The following is a 14,877-nucleotide window of genomic DNA, read 5'->3' on the forward strand; positions in this document are numbered from 1 at the left end:
AGTTGTAGAAAAATTCGGTGGAGCGGTAGTTCAGTCGGTTAGAATACCTGCCTGTCACGCAGGGGGTCGCGGGTTCGAGTCCCGTCCGTTCCGCCACTTATTAAAAGCCCTGAGCATTTGCTCAGGGCTTTTTCTTTTCCTGCTGTTCTATTTTTGCTTATTGAGCAAAAATCCTCTGCATTTATCGATCTTTTTCCCTTTCGTTACATCAACCATAATGACCTCAATCAGCCAACATTAAGAAATAACGAGGAATTTTATGGCAATCCCTGCATTTGGTCTTGGAACCTTCCGCCTGAAAGATGACGTGGTCATCGCATCAGTGAAAACGGCGCTGGAACTGGGATATCGTACGATTGATACCGCTCAGATTTATGATAACGAAGCCGCTGTTGGCCAGGCTATCGAAGAAAGCGCTGTGCCGCGTGATGAGCTGTTTATCACCACCAAAATCTGGATTGAAAACCTGAGCCCGGAAAAGCTTATCGCCAGTCTTGAAGAGAGTCTGCAGAAGCTGCGTACAGATTATGTCGATCTGACGCTGATCCACTGGCCGTCGCCGAATGATACCGTTGCCGTCGAAGCATTTATGCCTGCACTGCTGGAAGCGAAAAAGCAGGGTCTGACCCGTCAGATTGGCATCTCTAACTTCACGATTCCGCTAATGGAACGTGCGATTGCCGCCGTCGGTGCTGAAAATATCGCGACCAATCAGATTGAGCTCTCTCCGTACCTGCAAAACCGTAAAGTGGTGGAGTGGGCTACACAACACGGTATCCATATCACCTCTTACATGACGCTGGCTTATGGTAAGGCTCTGAAAGATGAAGTGATTGCCGGCATTGCGGCGAAACACAATGCGACGCCGGCACAGGTTATTCTGGCCTGGGCGATAGGTGAAGGCTACGCCGTAATCCCGTCGTCCACGAAGCGCGAAAATCTGGCAAGCAATTTGAAAGCTCAGGATCTGCAGCTGGATGCCGAGGATCGTCAGGCGATCGCCGCGCTGGATTGCAACGATCGTCTGGTTAGCCCGGAAGGCCTGGCGCCTGAGTGGGACTGATCGTCTGAATCAGCACGAGCGGCTGGCCGACTACGCGAAAAGAGCGGTCGGGAACGCGCGTATTACAGCTCCTGCGGGAGCTGTTTTACATGCTCGCTAAGAAAGTCGATAAATGCCCGGATGCGCGTGCTGACGGCTCTGTCACTGTAGTAAACCGCGCTGAACGGCATTTCAACCGGCAGGCGCTTCTCGGCCAGCAGTTCAACAAACTCCCCGCGCGCAATTTCCTGGTTGACCATATAATCGGACAGACAGGCAATACCATTCCCTGCCAGGCATAGCTGCTTAAGGGTTTCCCCGCTGTTCGATGAGATCTCACAATTCACTTCCAGCAGTTGACCATCGCAGCAGGAGACGGGCCAGGTATTCAACGAGACCGGTTCGGTAAAGCCCAGGCACAGGTGATCTTTCAGGTCTGCGACATTTTTCGGCGTACCGTGGCGAGCCAGATAGTCCGGGGAGGCGATAATTTTGCGGTAGCTGTTAAAAAGCGGCCGGGCGCGAAGGCTGGAATCTGTTAACGTACCGGCGCGGATCGCGACGTCGACTTTACGCTCAATCAGATTGATAAAGGTTTCTGATGACACCAGCGACAGGGTCATTTCCGGATAACGTTCGCGGAAAGGTTTCACCAGCGGCATCAGGAAATGCAGCATCACCGGCGTGGCGGCATCAACGCGTAACAATCCCCTCGGTGTCGTCCGTGTCTCCAGAAGTTCATTCTCCGCCGCCGCCATCTCCTGCAGGACAACCTGCATGCGACGAAAATAGCGCTCTCCTTCTTCGGTCAGATTGAGCTGACGGGTTGTACGGTTCAACAGGCTGACGCCAAGTTTTGATTCCAGCTTTTTTACCGCCCGACTGACGGCGGAATTAGCCTGCCCCAGCTGTTCAGCCGCCCGGCTAAAGCTCCCGCTTTCGACGACGGCGATAAAGATGGCTATCTCTTCTGAAGTGGCTCTCATTATTGCACCTGTAGCAAAATTCTATTGAGACTTTGATAGTTTTTGTTATTTAAACATCGCTTCATACTACGTGTCATCTTAATCCTGATGATACGGAGTAAATTATGCCACTGGCGCTACTTGCCTTAACAATCGGTGCCTTTGCTATTGGTACCACGGAATTTGTGATTGTGGGGCTGGTCCCCACGATTGCTGAACAACTGGCTATCTCGTTGCCTTCTGCCGGCCTGCTGGTTTCTATCTACGCTCTGGGGGTGGCCATCGGGGCGCCGGTGCTGACCGCATTGACCGGGCGTATGCCGCGTAAACAGCTGCTGCTGGCGCTGATGGTGCTCTTTACCGCCGGTAACCTGCTGGCCTGGCAGGCTCCCGGTTATGCGACGCTGGTCTTTGCGCGTCTGCTGACTGGCCTGGCACACGGTGTGTTCTTCTCGATTGGCTCAACTATCGCGACGAGCCTGGTGCCGAAAGAGAAAGCCGCTTCGGCCATCGCCATTATGTTTGGTGGCTTAACGGTCGCCCTGGTGACCGGTGTACCGATCGGTACCTTTATCGGCCAGCATTTTGGCTGGCGAGAAACCTTTCTCGCCGTTTCGATTCTCGGCGTCATTGCACTGGTGAGCAGTCTGATTTTGGTACCGAACAACATCCCAGGCCGCGCCAGCGCAAGCCTGCGCGATCAGATTAAGGTCCTCACCCATCCGCGTCTGTTGATGATTTATGCCATCACCGCATTGGGATATGGCGGCGTCTTCACCGCGTTTACTTTCCTGGCTCCCATGATGCAGGAGCTGGCCGGGTTTAGCCCATCAACGGTGAGCTGGATTCTGTTGGGCTATGGTATCTCGGTGGCCGTTGGCAACGTCTGGGGCGGAAAACTGGCCGATAAGCATGGGGCCGTTGCGGCACTGAAGTTAATCTTTGCCGCGTTGGTAGTTCTGCTGCTGGTATTCCAGTTTACCGCCAGCATCCAGTATGCTGCGCTGGCAACGGTGCTGGTGATGGGGATTTTTGCCTTCGGTAACGTGCCGGGGCTGCAGGTTTACGTCGTGCAAAAAGCCGAGCAGTATACGCCGGGTGCGGTTGACGTGGCCTCCGGCCTGAATATCGCCGCGTTCAACGTTGGCATAGCGTTAGGTTCCGTTATCGGTGGACAAACGGTGGAGCGCTATGGGCTGGCCGAGACGCCGTGGATAGGGGCCGTCATCGTCTTCGCCGCGCTGCTGCTGGTTGTGCGCAGTGGTCGTCTGGATAAGTACCGACCGGCAAAGACGGTGAATGTCGAAGGATAAAGGTTTCTCGCGAATTGCATTGAAAGTACCAGTGAAAGTCCCTATAACAGAAGAACCAGCCGCAGTCAGGCTGGTTTCCTGTTATCGAGGTTTGATGCCCAAATTGCGAAAGAATACTTATGCTATGCGCTACGTTGCCGGACAGCCCGCGGAGAGAATTTTGCCTCCGGGGTCATTCGCAAGCGTGGGCCAGGCATTTCCTGCCGGCGTGCCATTAAGCACAGATGAAAAGATCCGCGTCCTGGTGTGGAATATCTTTAAGCAGCAGCGGGCGGAGTGGAAGTCCGTTCTCAAGAACTTCGGTAAAGATGCCCATCTTGTGCTGTTACAGGAAGCGCAAACTACCCCTGAAATGGTTCGATTTGCGACGACTAATTACCTGGCCGCCGATCAGGTTCCGGCTCTGGTATTGCCGCAGCACCCCTCTGGCGTCATGACGCTGGCTTCGGCGCATCCGGTGTACTGCTGCCCGCTGCGCGAGCGTGAGCCGATTCTGCGGCTGGCAAAGTCTGCGTTAGTGACCGTGTATCCGCTGCCGGATACGCGTTTACTGATGGTTGTGAATATTCACGCAGTTAATTTCAGCCTCGGTGTCGATGTCTACAGCAAGCAGCTGCTGCCGATTGGCGATCAAATAGCCCATCACAGTGGGCCGGTGATTATGGCCGGTGATTTCAATGCCTGGAGCCGTTCACGAATGAATGCGCTCTATCACTTTGCGCGAGAAATGTCGCTGCGCGAAGTCCGTTTCCCTGACGATCAGCGCCGTCGGGCGTTTGGGCGTCCGCTTGATTTTGTATTCTATCGTGGGTTAAGCGTACACGATTCTTCCGTGCTGGTGACGCGCGCCTCTGACCACAACCCGCTACTAGTCGAATTCAGTCCCGGCAAGCCTGATTAATTAAGGTATGTCAGGCCTGCCACCGGGCAGGTCTGCGCTCAGCACGATGCTGCCCTTAATGATTCACACAACCGAAGGACAACACAATGACAACACGCTCTCACCATGACAATGTCGAAAAGCAGTTCGGCTCACAGGCTAGCGCCTATCTGACCAGCGCCGTACACGCTTCCGGGCGCGATCTGCAGCGCCTGGCCGAACGGCTGGCCGATTTCCCACAGGCAAAGTTGCTGGATATGGGATGCGGGGCAGGGCACGCCAGCTTTACTGCCGCGGGGCAGGTGGCGCAGGTTACGGCTTATGATTTATCGAGCCAGATGCTGGAGGTGGTTGCTGAAGCCGCAAAAGATAAAGGTTTCGCCAATATTGTTACTCAACAGGGGTATGCGGAAACGCTGCCGTTTGCCGATGACAGCTTTGATGTGGTGATAAGCCGCTATTCTGCCCATCACTGGCATGATGTTGGCCAGGCGCTGCGTGAGGTTAAGCGCGTCCTGAAGCCGGGCGGCGTGATGATAATTATGGATGTGATGTCGCCCGGGCATCCTGTACGCGATATCTGGCTGCAAACCGTTGAAGCGCTGCGTGATACGTCTCATGTACGAAACTACTCGAGCGGAGAATGGCTGGCATTAGCGAATGAGGCCGGGCTGGCGGTTAATCAGCTGTTGACCGATCGCTTGCCGCTGGAATTTTCCTCATGGGTGGCCCGTATGCGCACGCCAGCACCGCTGGTGGAGGCCATCCGTTTATATCAGGAGAGCGCATCCGCAGAGGTCAAAGCCTATTTCGCTTTGCAGCAGGACGGCTCCTTTACCAGCGATACGATTATGTTTGAAGCGCATAAAGCGCTTTAAAACAAAAAACGCTTTAAAACAAAAAGGCACCGGGATCCGGTGCCTTTTCTACTAAGCAGATGTATCAGGAGTCTGGCCTGTCGCTGTTCTTCACGTACAGCGTCAGCTGGTCGCCAGGCTTCAGGTCATCAGTGCCGCTATTCCAGCGCATCACATCACGTGTATTCACGCCGTGACGTTTCGCGATGCTCGACAACGAATCACCTTTACGTACGCGATAGGTGATGCTATCGCTGTTGTTGGCAAGACGCTGTGCGCTGCTACCGGCGCCAATCACCAGGTTCTGACCCACTTTCAGCCCGGACCCGCGCAGGTTATTCCACTGCTGCAGATCTTTCGTCGATACGCCAAGACGCGATGCAATCCCGGAAACCGTATCGCCCGAACGCACCCTGTAGCTACGGCTGGTCAACGGCGTGTTGTCCGCCAGCAGCGTAGGTTGCACGGCTGCAATATCGCCAGAGGCCAGTGATTCACGCAGCTGAGCAGCGTGTTTCTGTGGCACCATAACGTACTTTGGCCCGCTGGCACCAAGGGTTGATCCTTTGACGCCGGCGTTGAAGGTTTTCAGCTTGCCGACAGGCATGCCTGCCATATCTGCGAGCTGGCTAATCTCAACCGGACTGTCGAGGCGAACACGCGCCAACGCACGGCTTTCGTCTGCCGTCGGCAGCTTCACGCCATAACGTTTGCTGTTTTTGAGAATATCACTCAACGCCAGCATTTTTGGCACATACACCTTGGTTTCCCGCGGTAATGGCAGCGACCAGAAATCGGTGGGTTTACCACGCGAACGGTTCGCTTTCATTGCCTTCAGCACTCGACCTTCGCCGCTGTTGTACGCGGCGACCGTTAACAACCAGTCGCCGTCGAACATCTTGTTCAGACGCTGCATCATATCCAACGCCGCCGTGGTAGAGGCGACGACGTCACGACGCGCATCGTAGCTGCGGGTCTGTTTCAAACCATAATTGCGCCCGGTGCTCGGAATGATCTGCCAGATGCCTGCGGCATTGGCGCCAGACGTTGCGTGCGGGTCAAAAGCGCTCTCCACTATGGGTAGTAATACCAGTTCCATTGGCATGTTACGTTTCTTAACTTGCCCGGCTATCCAGTACATATACGGCTCTGCCCGTAAAGTTACATCGTGGAGATAGCTCTTATTACTTAAATACTTCTGTTTTTGTTCGCGAATCCGGGGATTTTCCGGTATTCCCATCTTTAGCTCGTCGCCTATGGAAGTCCACAGATCCTGGTCTTGCGCGTAGAAGGTTCCATCATCTAACCAGCGCGCTTGACTTGTGAACTTACCTGCTTCCCCTTGACCAGCTGCAGAAAGGCTCTGTGCGTGCTGTTGGACGTTGCCATCGTTTTTCGACGACTGGCACCCCACCAGCAGGACAGAGGCGAGTAAAATCGCTCGTGCCTTCATGTGTGTGTCAATAGTTGCTTAAAAGACGAGCAAGAATAACGGTGAAGGCGGCGAATGACAAGAATTAAATGTCAGAAGTCATCTTTCTTTGACCTTAACCAGGCAAATCTCTGCGCAGAGTGTTGCAAATTTGTTTCTTTGGATATTTCTTTAATTAAATCATTGTCATCCGTACGTAAGAAAATATTTATACGTCGCTCATTTTTCAGAGTTACGGGCAGTGTTTTTTGTTTTTTTGCACGTAACTCATTAACTTTATGGTAGTAATCATTTATATCCCTGTCATCAGGCAGGATACTCAATGCAAACTTCATATTCGCTAAAGTATACTCATGTGCGCAACAGATTAGAGTATCCTCAGGAAACGCGTTTATTTTCCTAAATGATTGATACATCTGATCTGCTGTTCCTTCGAAAAGCCTTCCACAGCCGCCGGAAAACATTGTATCGCCACAAAAAAGATAAGGTTCGCTGTAGAAACAGATGTGTCCTAAAGTGTGACCGGGGGTGGAAAAAATAGAAAATTCGTGACCCAAAATCATCACCCGATCGCCATCGGCCACAAGGTGAGTGGTGCCTTTATCCTGGGTTTCTGCCGGTCCGTAAACCACAAGACCCGGGAACTTTTCACGCAGTTGTTTTACGCCGCCAACATGATCGTGGTGGTGGTGGGTCAATAAAATGGCTTCGGGTTGCCAGTGATTGGCTTCGATGGCGGCCAGTACCGGTGCCGCTTCGCCGGGATCGACGATAAGACAGCGACCGTTCTCCTCACTAAGAACCCAGATGTAGTTGTCCTGAAATGCGGGAATGCTGATAAGATTCATAAATTACCTCTCAAAGCGTAGCGGAAGGTTGCGATGAAGCCGGCAAGGATACCTCAGACAATCACAGCGCCCGAGCACTGGTCCAGTATGCCCTGGGGCGAATACTATCGCGAATCGCTGGAACGGCAGATGAAACCGTGGCTGGCTAAATTATATGGCTTTCATTTACTTAAGATTGGCAATCTGAGCGCGGAAATCAACACGGAAGCCTGTGCTATCTCTCATCAGGTGAACGTGTCTTTGCAGGGCAACCCGATTCAGGTGAAAGCCGATCCGCTCCATCTTCCCTTTGCAGAAAAATCGGTTGATGCCTGCCTGCTGGCGCATACCTTGCCCTGGTGCAGCGATCCGCATCGTTTGCTGCGAGAGGCCGACCGGGTATTGATTGATGACGGCTGGATGATTTTGACCGGCTTTAACCCCGTCAGTCTGATGGGCCTGCGCAAGCTGGTGCCGGTATTACGTAAGACGACGCCCTACAACAGCCGGATGTTTACGCTCACGCGTCAGCTGGACTGGCTGGCGTTGTTGAATTTTGAGGTGCTGCATTATGGCCGGTATCAGGTGCTGCCCTGGTCCAGGCATGGTGGCAAACTCCTCAGCACTCATCTGCCGGCACTGGGCAGTTTGCAGCTGATTGTTGCCCGGAAGCGGACGGTTCCGCTGACGTTAAACCCGATGAAGTCGGGAAAAGCAAAAACGCAGCTGCGCCAGACGGTTGGCGCCACGCGTCAGTGGCGCAACGGCCAGAGTTAGCTTTCTGGCTGGTAGCCGGTATCGCTCTGCGTCGGGCTGGAGGCAGCAGCGCGCGCCAGCTCATCACAGCGTTCATTTTCCGGGTGGCCGGCATGGCCTTTGACCCATTCCCATTTGATTTGATGCTGGCCGAGCGCGGCATCCAGGCGCTGCCAGAGATCGACATTTTTAACCGGTTTTTTATCAGCGGTTTTCCAGCCGCGTTTTTTCCAGTTATGGATCCACTGGGTGATCCCCTGGCGCACGTACTGGCTGTCGGTGCTGAGGATCACTTCGCACTGCTCCTTCAGCGCCTCGAGGGCGACAATTGCCGCCATCATTTCCATCCGGTTATTGGTGGTGAGGTGATAGCCCTGACTAAAGATTTTTTCTTTTCCGCGATAGCGTAAAATCGCCCCATAACCACCGGGCCCAGGATTTCCCAGGCATGAACCATCGGTGAAAATTTCTACCTGTTTAAGCATCTCTGGTAGACTTCCTGTAATTGAAATCGATAGATAAACGGCAAGTCTGACATAAATGACTGATATGAGCACTGCAATTACACGACAGATTGTTCTTGATACTGAAACCACTGGTATGAACCAGATCGGTGCGCACTACGAAGGACATAAGATCATCGAAATCGGTGCGGTAGAGGTAATAAACCGCCGCCTCACCGGGAACAACTTCCATGTTTATCTGAAACCGGACCGGCTAGTGGACCCGGAAGCGTTCGGCGTTCACGGGATCGCCGATGAATTCCTGATGGATAAACCGGTGTTTGCGGATGTGGCCGACGAGTTTATGGACTATATCCGCGGCGCGGAGCTGGTTATCCATAACGCCTCGTTTGATATCGGCTTTATGGATTATGAATTCAGCAAGCTGAATCGCGGCATTGCGAAAACGAATACTTTCTGCAAAGTCACCGATAGCCTCGCACTGGCGCGGAAAATGTTCCCCGGCAAGCGTAACAGCCTCGATGCGCTGTGCTCACGTTATGAAATAGACAACAGTAAGCGCACGCTGCACGGGGCATTACTCGATGCCCAGATTCTGGCCGATGTCTATCTGATGATGACCGGTGGTCAGACGACGATGGCATTTTCAATGGAAGGAGAGGGGCAGCAGCAGGCTGGTGAAATGGGAATACAGCGGGTTGTTCGCGCCGCCAGCAAATTACGCGTGGTTTATGCGACTGATGAAGAGATCGTGAGCCATGAATCCCGACTCGATCTGGTGCAAAAGAAAGGCGGAAGCTGCCTGTGGCGCGCCTGAGTCACTGGGATATGCTGTAAAAATCACCTGGCGGGCGATTTTTACAGCAAACGATTCAAAACTGAAGAAAAAGCGTTGACGGCGTTACGGGGAATCCGTAATATTCGCCTCGTTCCCAAGGGAACAGTAAGTGGAGCGGTAGTTCAGTCGGTTAGAATACCTGCCTGTCACGCAGGGGGTCGCGGGTTCGAGTCCCGTCCGTTCCGCCACTATTCAGAAAGCCTGAATCAGAAATGATTCAGGCTTTCGTCGTTTCACGCCCCGCCAAAACAAACTCATTGAGTTCATTTTATATATTTCAATTGCTTGCGAATATGATGCTGCATAACGGCCAGCATGCAGGCACCGGACAGGCCGATCATCAGCGCCCCGTTGACCGCCTCCAGCGGACCGAGCAGTTTCCATCTGGCGCTCATCACAACATCGCCATACCCCAACGTCGCGAAGTTCACCCCGGAGTGATACACCGCATCCAGCAGCGTCGGAAACTCGCCCAGCCAGACAAACAGTATTCCCCAGAGCAAAATCTGCAGCAAATTACCCATTAAAATGATGATGATGGTGCCGAACAGCGCCAGCACGCCGGCAAGTAGCCCCTCTTTGCCGTGAAAACGCTTGAGATAAAAGCGAATGCACCAGACGGACACCAGAGATTGCAGCAGCATATTACACAGGATAACGGGCATGCCCGTAATCAGCGGAAGCAACATGTTAATCTCCTGAATGAAGTTTTGTTGAGGGGGCGTCAAGGGGGCGCCAGCGCTCAAGAAGGGCGATGCAGGCCCAGCCATAAAGCGCGATGATGAGATATAACGCGCAGCGCATCACGGCGGCTGTCCAGACATCTTTTCCTGAACTGCTGTCCTGAATCGCCGGGCCGAACAGAATGAGGGCGGTTATCCAGACATTGCTCCAGAAAGAGCGGGGAAACCGTCCCGGCACCAGACGAACCAGCCGCCGGGCCACCCACAGACTGACCAGGCTCAGCCAGAGCACCAGCATTAGCAGCGACGGCCAGAGGCTAAGACCGAACCACAGCCCCAGCGCCAGCAGCGCCCCCAGTAGCGTCGATAGCACCAGTTCTTTTCCCGACGTTTTCGTGGTGAGCGTCGTCGCCTGCTGCGCCAGCGTGACGGTTTTCATCACCGCCGGGATGTAGAACGTCGGGTGGCTCAGTGCCAGAAGCCAGACGGGGAGTACAATAATCACCGCCCGTAGCGCCCTGACATGGGGAGAACTCACCGCCGGCGATTCCCTGGGCTGGGGCGCCGGGCCCGGTGGCGGTGGGAATAACGCCACCGCCAGCCCGTTGACCAACGTACCGGTAATAAAACCGATCCCCAGCATTTGCGCCAGCCCCATCGCCAGCGCCTGCTCAATCAGCCCGGCAATGGGAATCACCGCTATTGCCACCACCAGCAGCATCGACAGCGTGGCCTTCCCGGAAAGGCCCATTAATATCAACTGATACAGCAACAGCGCCGTGAGCAGCACGCCCGGTAAGGCGTAATAGGTCAGTAATGGCACCATCAGAATGCCACCCGTCATGGTGACTATCAGGAGAGAACCAATGACGAGACCTTTTTTCAGCGCCAAAGGTTTCCCCTGGCACAGCACAATCCAGGCCATGATGCATCCGAGGTGCGGCATCGGCAGCGCGCTGGCATAGCAGACCAGCGCGGCCAGTCCGCTGCCACAGCTTATTCTCAGTACGGCACGGTCCACGTTATGCATCGCGCTGGTCCCCTAATAGAGCCAGGAGAACAGGCTCATGACACGGATATACAGGTAGCCTGCAACGTTCAGCAGGCTACTGCCGCTGGTATAAACCAGCACATCTGCCTGCCCGCCAACGCGAAGGCTGGTGGGCGGCGGGGTATCCTCTTTTGCAAAGGCGATTTTAACCGGGAAGCGCTGGGCCTGACGGAGCCAGTCACGGTTGTTATCCACGGTAGGGAGACCGCCGGCTGGCGGGGGTTGCGAGGCGTTGATACCATAGCCGATGCTGAGTACCCGGCCGGTAAAAATGTGTCCGGGCATGCTGTCGAGAAGAATCGCTACCTCATTACCCGGCCGGATACGACCGAGGTTATTTTCGGTCATGTCCGCGTTAATCCAGACATCGTTCAGGGCAATCAATGTCATCACCGGGGCGCCCGCGCCAACAAACTGGCCAGCTTCGGTGCGTAAATCGGTAATCAGCCCGCGGCTGCCGGCAATCACGGTGCTTTTACTGCGGTCCAGCTCGGCTTTGCGAACCGCGGCCCGGGCGCTTAACAGCTGAGAATTATCGTCACCGGCTGCACCGGCGGCTTCAATGGCACGCCGCACGTCGGCAGCGGCAGCGGCCATCTGACTACGGGCGGTTTCCCGGGTGGCCTGGGCTATTTCCAGGCGCCGGACGGAAATCGTGCCGGGATCTTCACGATAGAGCCGTTCCTGGCGCTCGGCATCTTTCGCCGCATTCTGGTAAGCGGTGGTGGCGGCCTGAAGGCCAGCCTTTGCCGCGACCACGCTTTCACCGCTGGCCTTCACGGAACTGAGCACCGTGGCATAGTCCGAACGTGCACGCGCCAGGGCGATATCATAAGGTTCCGGGTCCAGCTCAAACAGCGGTTCGCCCATAGCGACACGTTGATTGTCACGAACATATACCTTTTTTATTTGCCCGGTCACTTCCGCTGCGACCGGAATGACGAAGGCCTGTACCCTGGCCTGCGAGGTATAGGGCGTCACCCTGTCCGTGACTAAATAAAAGCCGATCAGCAGTACAATCACCACCACCAGGCCGATGGCCGTACGCCGGCTGGCCTGTCCAGGTGAAGAGGAGGGGGCATTCATAGCGAAGGTCCTTCTGAAGGAGATGTGGCGGAAGGAAGCGGGGTCTTCAGCAGCGGCAGCCAGCTATCACGCTGGCGCAGGTGCGTTTCCGTTGCGGCATCGACCAGCGGGCGTGTCCGTCCGCTTTCCCAGCCGCCCCCCAACGCTTTATACAGCGCGATCAGATCGCGCATCGCCGCGCCGCGGCTGCTGACCAGCCGTTCTTGTTGGTTGAACAGCGCCCGCTGCGAGTCAAGGACACGCTGAAAGTCAGCCATTCCCTCACGATACTGCGTGTTGGCTATTTCGAGGGAACGGCTGGCGGCTTTACCCGTTTGGCTCAGCAATACAATTTCATCTTTATCATTCGCGTAGGCGATAGCCGCATCGTCGACTTCACGCGCGGCCTGAAAGACGGTATCGCGATAGTGCTCGTGAAGCTGGAGAAAACGGGCATCCTGAACCAGAACCTGATTTCCGAGCCGGCCTTGATCCAGCAGATTCCAGCTGAATGTCGGGCCCGCCGCCCAGCTGAGCGTGCCATTGCTCTCCGTCCTGCCGCTAATCCCGACGCTGCCGATCAGCGAAATGGACGGGTAGAGCTCGCTCTCCGCTACGCCGATAAGCGCCGACTGTGCCGCCAGCTGTCGCTCAGCCGCCCTGACGTCGGGCCGTCGGCGCAGAAGGTTGGCAGGAAGTTCAGACACTAACGAGAGTTCGCCCAGCGGGATATCGCCGGTCTGGCTCGCCATTTCCGGCAGGGGGCCGGGCTTGCGTGCCAGCAGCGCGCTCAGGGCATTCTGGCTTTGTGCGAGGCTGGTTTCCAGTTGGGGGATCGTCGAAAGCGTGGAGAGGTATTGGGTTTTTGCCTGCTGAACGTCCAGCTCCGCGCTGTTGCCGCTGAGGAATAACCGCTCGGTGATCTGCAGGCTACGCTGCTGGATCTTCGCATTGCTGCGGGTTATTTGCAGGCGGGCTTCCAGCGTGCGGATATTGACGTACCACTGCGCCACCTGGGCCGCCATCAGCACTTGAATATCATCGTACTGCGCTAGCGTGGCGAAATAGCTGGCATCGGCGGACTCGACGCCGCGCTGAAACTTACCCCAGAAATCGATTTCCCATCCCAGATTAACCCCGGCGCTGTAACGGGTCCCTGAGCTGTAGTTTCCCGAACGCTGCTGGCCGGTGCGCAGCAGATCGCCGCTGCCGATCGTCGCCTGCGGTCCCAGTAAGCTCTCGGCGATCCCCAGCTGCGCCCGGGATTCCAGCAGACGCAGACCGGCGATTTTGACATCCGGATTTTTCCGCAGAGCTTCGTTAATCAGCGCGGTTAAGGTCGGGTCGTTGAGCTGCGTCCACCACCGTGCGTAATCGGCAGGCGTCGAGCGGGAAGCCATCCGCTGCGTGGCCGGCTGCCAGTGGGTCAGCTCCGGCGTTTTCGGCGGATGGTAGTCTGGCCCCAGCGTCGTGCATGCGGTGAGAACAAGGCAGGCGCCAGCGGTGAACAGCAGGCGCCTGGTATGGTGCTCATTGAGCATCTTTGTCGTCCGGAACGACAGGAGTCTGGCTATCGCCGACCTGCCCATCGTTGACCCAGGACATGAAAATACGATAGCCAATAGAGAGCAGGGTCGCGCCGATAAACATACCGAGAATACCGCTGGCCGCCATGCCGCCTAATGCACCAAGCAGCACGACTGGCATCGGGGCATCGACACCGCGTCCGAGCATCAGCGGTTTGAGTACGTTGTCTGCCATACCGGCCACAATCAGCAAGATCGTGTAGATGATATTCATCGCCGTTCCGTGGTCGCCGAGGCTCCACATCAGCACAATGGCCGGCGCGGTCACCAGAATCACGGGAATCTGCGCGATCCCGAGGATCAGCGCCAGAACAAAGAAGATCCCCACTGCCGGAATGCCCGCCACGATCATAATGACGCCTACCAGCAGCGCCTGGATCAGCGCGACGCCGATCACGCCCTGCGCCACCGCACGGATCGTGCTGGTACACAGTTTCACCAAAGCGTGTCCTTTTTTCTCATCCGTCAGGCGTATGGCAATGCGTCGGGCGCTGTCCGCCCCGGCGGCGCCCCAGGTCATGATAATGCCCGCTACGATGAAGGAGAGGATAAAACCGAGCAATCCACCGCCCATGCTGGCAAGAATACTGAGGATATTTTTAGCGATATCTCCGATCTGCGAACGGTAGTTGCTAATCAACCCCGGCAAATCGTTGGACGCTTTTAACCACAGGAGGCTAATTTTTTCTCCGACGATGGGAATGGTGGCGATATGCGCTGATGGCGGCGGAATGACGAAAGTACGGCCGCCGAGTTTATCAATCATCACGCTGACGCTTTCACCCAGAGAGCTTATCATCAGCACCGTAGGGACCACGATCAGCACAATGCCGAGCAGGACTATCAGGGTTGAGGACCAGCCCTGTTTTCCTCCCAGCTTCGTCGCAAAATACTGGTGGAGAGGGTAAAGAGTGACGGCCAGGATAACGGCCCACAGCATCATATTAAGAAACGGAGAAAATACGGTATAGCAGAAAGAGGCTAATGCCAGAATAAGTCCAAAGCGAATGAACATATCCAAAAAACGGGCAACCAGTCTTTTTTCAACAACAAGCAGGGTATTATTTTCCATGATGGTTTGTTCTCACTGATAATGCGCGCACGACCTTACAGGTCGG

At 55.2% G+C, this 14,877-nt stretch carries 15 protein-coding genes and 2 tRNA genes; 8 read left to right on the top strand and 9 right to left on the bottom strand.

Going from position 1 to position 14,877, the window contains the following annotated elements; translation table 11 throughout:
- Positions 1-19: 19 nt before the first annotated feature.
- Positions 20-96: transfer RNA gene (locus BV390_RS04145), tRNA-Asp, on the top strand.
- A 163-nt stretch (positions 97-259) separates the two neighbouring features.
- On the top strand, positions 260-1,063 hold the full coding sequence (gene dkgB / locus BV390_RS04150) for a 2,5-didehydrogluconate reductase DkgB (protein WP_032689388.1): 804 nt from the start codon (positions 260-262) through the stop codon (positions 1,061-1,063).
- 62 nt (positions 1,064-1,125) lie between these two features.
- On the opposite strand, the gene yafC is transcribed toward dkgB, so the two are convergent.
- Complete coding sequence (gene yafC, locus BV390_RS04155) at positions 1,126-2,028, bottom strand: DNA-binding transcriptional regulator YafC (RefSeq protein WP_032689387.1); 903 nt, start codon at positions 2,026-2,028, stop codon at positions 1,126-1,128.
- 104 nt (positions 2,029-2,132) lie between these two features.
- On the opposite strand from yafC, the gene BV390_RS04160 reads away from it, so the two are divergent.
- The 3 genes from BV390_RS04160 to BV390_RS04170 all read left to right on the top strand — a co-directional run bounded on the left by BV390_RS04160 (position 2,133) and on the right by BV390_RS04170 (position 5,078).
- On the top strand, positions 2,133-3,320 hold the full coding sequence (locus tag BV390_RS04160) for an MFS transporter (RefSeq protein ID WP_032700764.1): 1,188 nt from the start codon (positions 2,133-2,135) through the stop codon (positions 3,318-3,320).
- A 103-nt stretch (positions 3,321-3,423) separates the two neighbouring features.
- The gene (locus BV390_RS04165; RefSeq protein ID WP_085396695.1) at positions 3,424-4,221 is read left to right on the top strand and encodes an endonuclease/exonuclease/phosphatase family protein; all 798 of its coding nucleotides are present in this window, start codon (positions 3,424-3,426) and stop codon (positions 4,219-4,221) included.
- Positions 4,222-4,307: 86 nt separating this feature from the next.
- Positions 4,308-5,078, top strand: coding sequence for a class I SAM-dependent methyltransferase (locus BV390_RS04170; protein WP_032689384.1), 771 nt, complete (start codon positions 4,308-4,310; stop codon positions 5,076-5,078).
- A gap of 64 nt (positions 5,079-5,142) precedes the next feature.
- On the opposite strand, the gene mltD is transcribed toward BV390_RS04170, so the two are convergent.
- Positions 5,143-6,510: a murein transglycosylase D gene (gene mltD, locus BV390_RS04175; RefSeq protein ID WP_032689383.1), complete on the bottom strand. Its 1,368-nt coding sequence runs from the start codon at positions 6,508-6,510 to the stop codon at positions 5,143-5,145.
- Between the two features lie 71 nt (positions 6,511-6,581).
- Positions 6,582-7,337 (bottom strand): hydroxyacylglutathione hydrolase, encoded by a 756-nt coding sequence (gene gloB / locus BV390_RS04180; protein WP_032696615.1) that lies wholly within the window; start codon positions 7,335-7,337, stop codon positions 6,582-6,584.
- A gap of 33 nt (positions 7,338-7,370) precedes the next feature.
- Here gloB and BV390_RS04185 point away from each other — a divergent pair, with 33 nt between their 5' ends.
- Positions 7,371-8,093, top strand: coding sequence for a class I SAM-dependent methyltransferase (locus BV390_RS04185; RefSeq protein ID WP_032689381.1), 723 nt, complete (start codon positions 7,371-7,373; stop codon positions 8,091-8,093).
- Here BV390_RS04185 and rnhA read toward each other — a convergent pair.
- On the bottom strand, positions 8,090-8,557 hold the full coding sequence (gene rnhA, locus BV390_RS04190) for a ribonuclease HI (protein WP_004858198.1): 468 nt from the start codon (positions 8,555-8,557) through the stop codon (positions 8,090-8,092). The two genes, BV390_RS04185 and rnhA, sit on opposite strands and share 4 nt — an antisense overlap.
- Positions 8,558-8,621: 64 nt before the next feature.
- On the opposite strand from rnhA, the gene dnaQ reads away from it, so the two are divergent.
- Both dnaQ and BV390_RS04200 read left to right on the top strand, forming a co-directional pair.
- On the top strand, positions 8,622-9,353 hold the full coding sequence (dnaQ, locus tag BV390_RS04195) for a DNA polymerase III subunit epsilon (RefSeq protein ID WP_047665456.1): 732 nt from the start codon (positions 8,622-8,624) through the stop codon (positions 9,351-9,353).
- A gap of 132 nt (positions 9,354-9,485) precedes the next feature.
- Positions 9,486-9,562, top strand: a tRNA-Asp gene (locus BV390_RS04200).
- A 75-nt stretch (positions 9,563-9,637) separates the two neighbouring features.
- On the opposite strand, the gene BV390_RS04205 is transcribed toward BV390_RS04200, so the two are convergent.
- The 5 genes from BV390_RS04205 to BV390_RS04225 are packed head-to-tail and all read right to left on the bottom strand — an operon-like array spanning position 9,638 to position 14,831.
- A complete protein-coding gene (locus BV390_RS04205) occupies positions 9,638-10,063 on the bottom strand; it encodes an ion channel (protein WP_032689379.1) in 426 nt (141 codons plus the stop codon).
- A 1-nt stretch (position 10,064) separates the two neighbouring features.
- Complete coding sequence (locus BV390_RS04210; protein ID WP_085396634.1) at positions 10,065-11,087, bottom strand: DUF2955 domain-containing protein; 1,023 nt, start codon at positions 11,085-11,087, stop codon at positions 10,065-10,067.
- A 12-nt stretch (positions 11,088-11,099) separates the two neighbouring features.
- Positions 11,100-12,194 (bottom strand): HlyD family secretion protein, encoded by a 1,095-nt coding sequence (locus BV390_RS04215; protein ID WP_032689377.1) that lies wholly within the window; start codon positions 12,192-12,194, stop codon positions 11,100-11,102.
- A complete protein-coding gene (locus BV390_RS04220) occupies positions 12,191-13,714 on the bottom strand; it encodes an efflux transporter outer membrane subunit (protein ID WP_085396635.1) in 1,524 nt (507 codons plus the stop codon). Before BV390_RS04220 ends, BV390_RS04215 begins: the two co-directional genes overlap by 4 nt.
- A complete protein-coding gene (locus tag BV390_RS04225; RefSeq protein ID WP_085396636.1) occupies positions 13,704-14,831 on the bottom strand; it encodes an AI-2E family transporter in 1,128 nt (375 codons plus the stop codon). Before BV390_RS04225 ends, BV390_RS04220 begins: the two co-directional genes overlap by 11 nt.
- Positions 14,832-14,877: the final 46 nt, after the last annotated feature.

Origin of the sequence: Klebsiella sp. YJ (genome assembly GCF_002108615.1) — a bacterium.
Lineage (GTDB): Bacteria > Pseudomonadota > Gammaproteobacteria > Enterobacterales > Enterobacteriaceae > Klebsiella > Klebsiella planticola.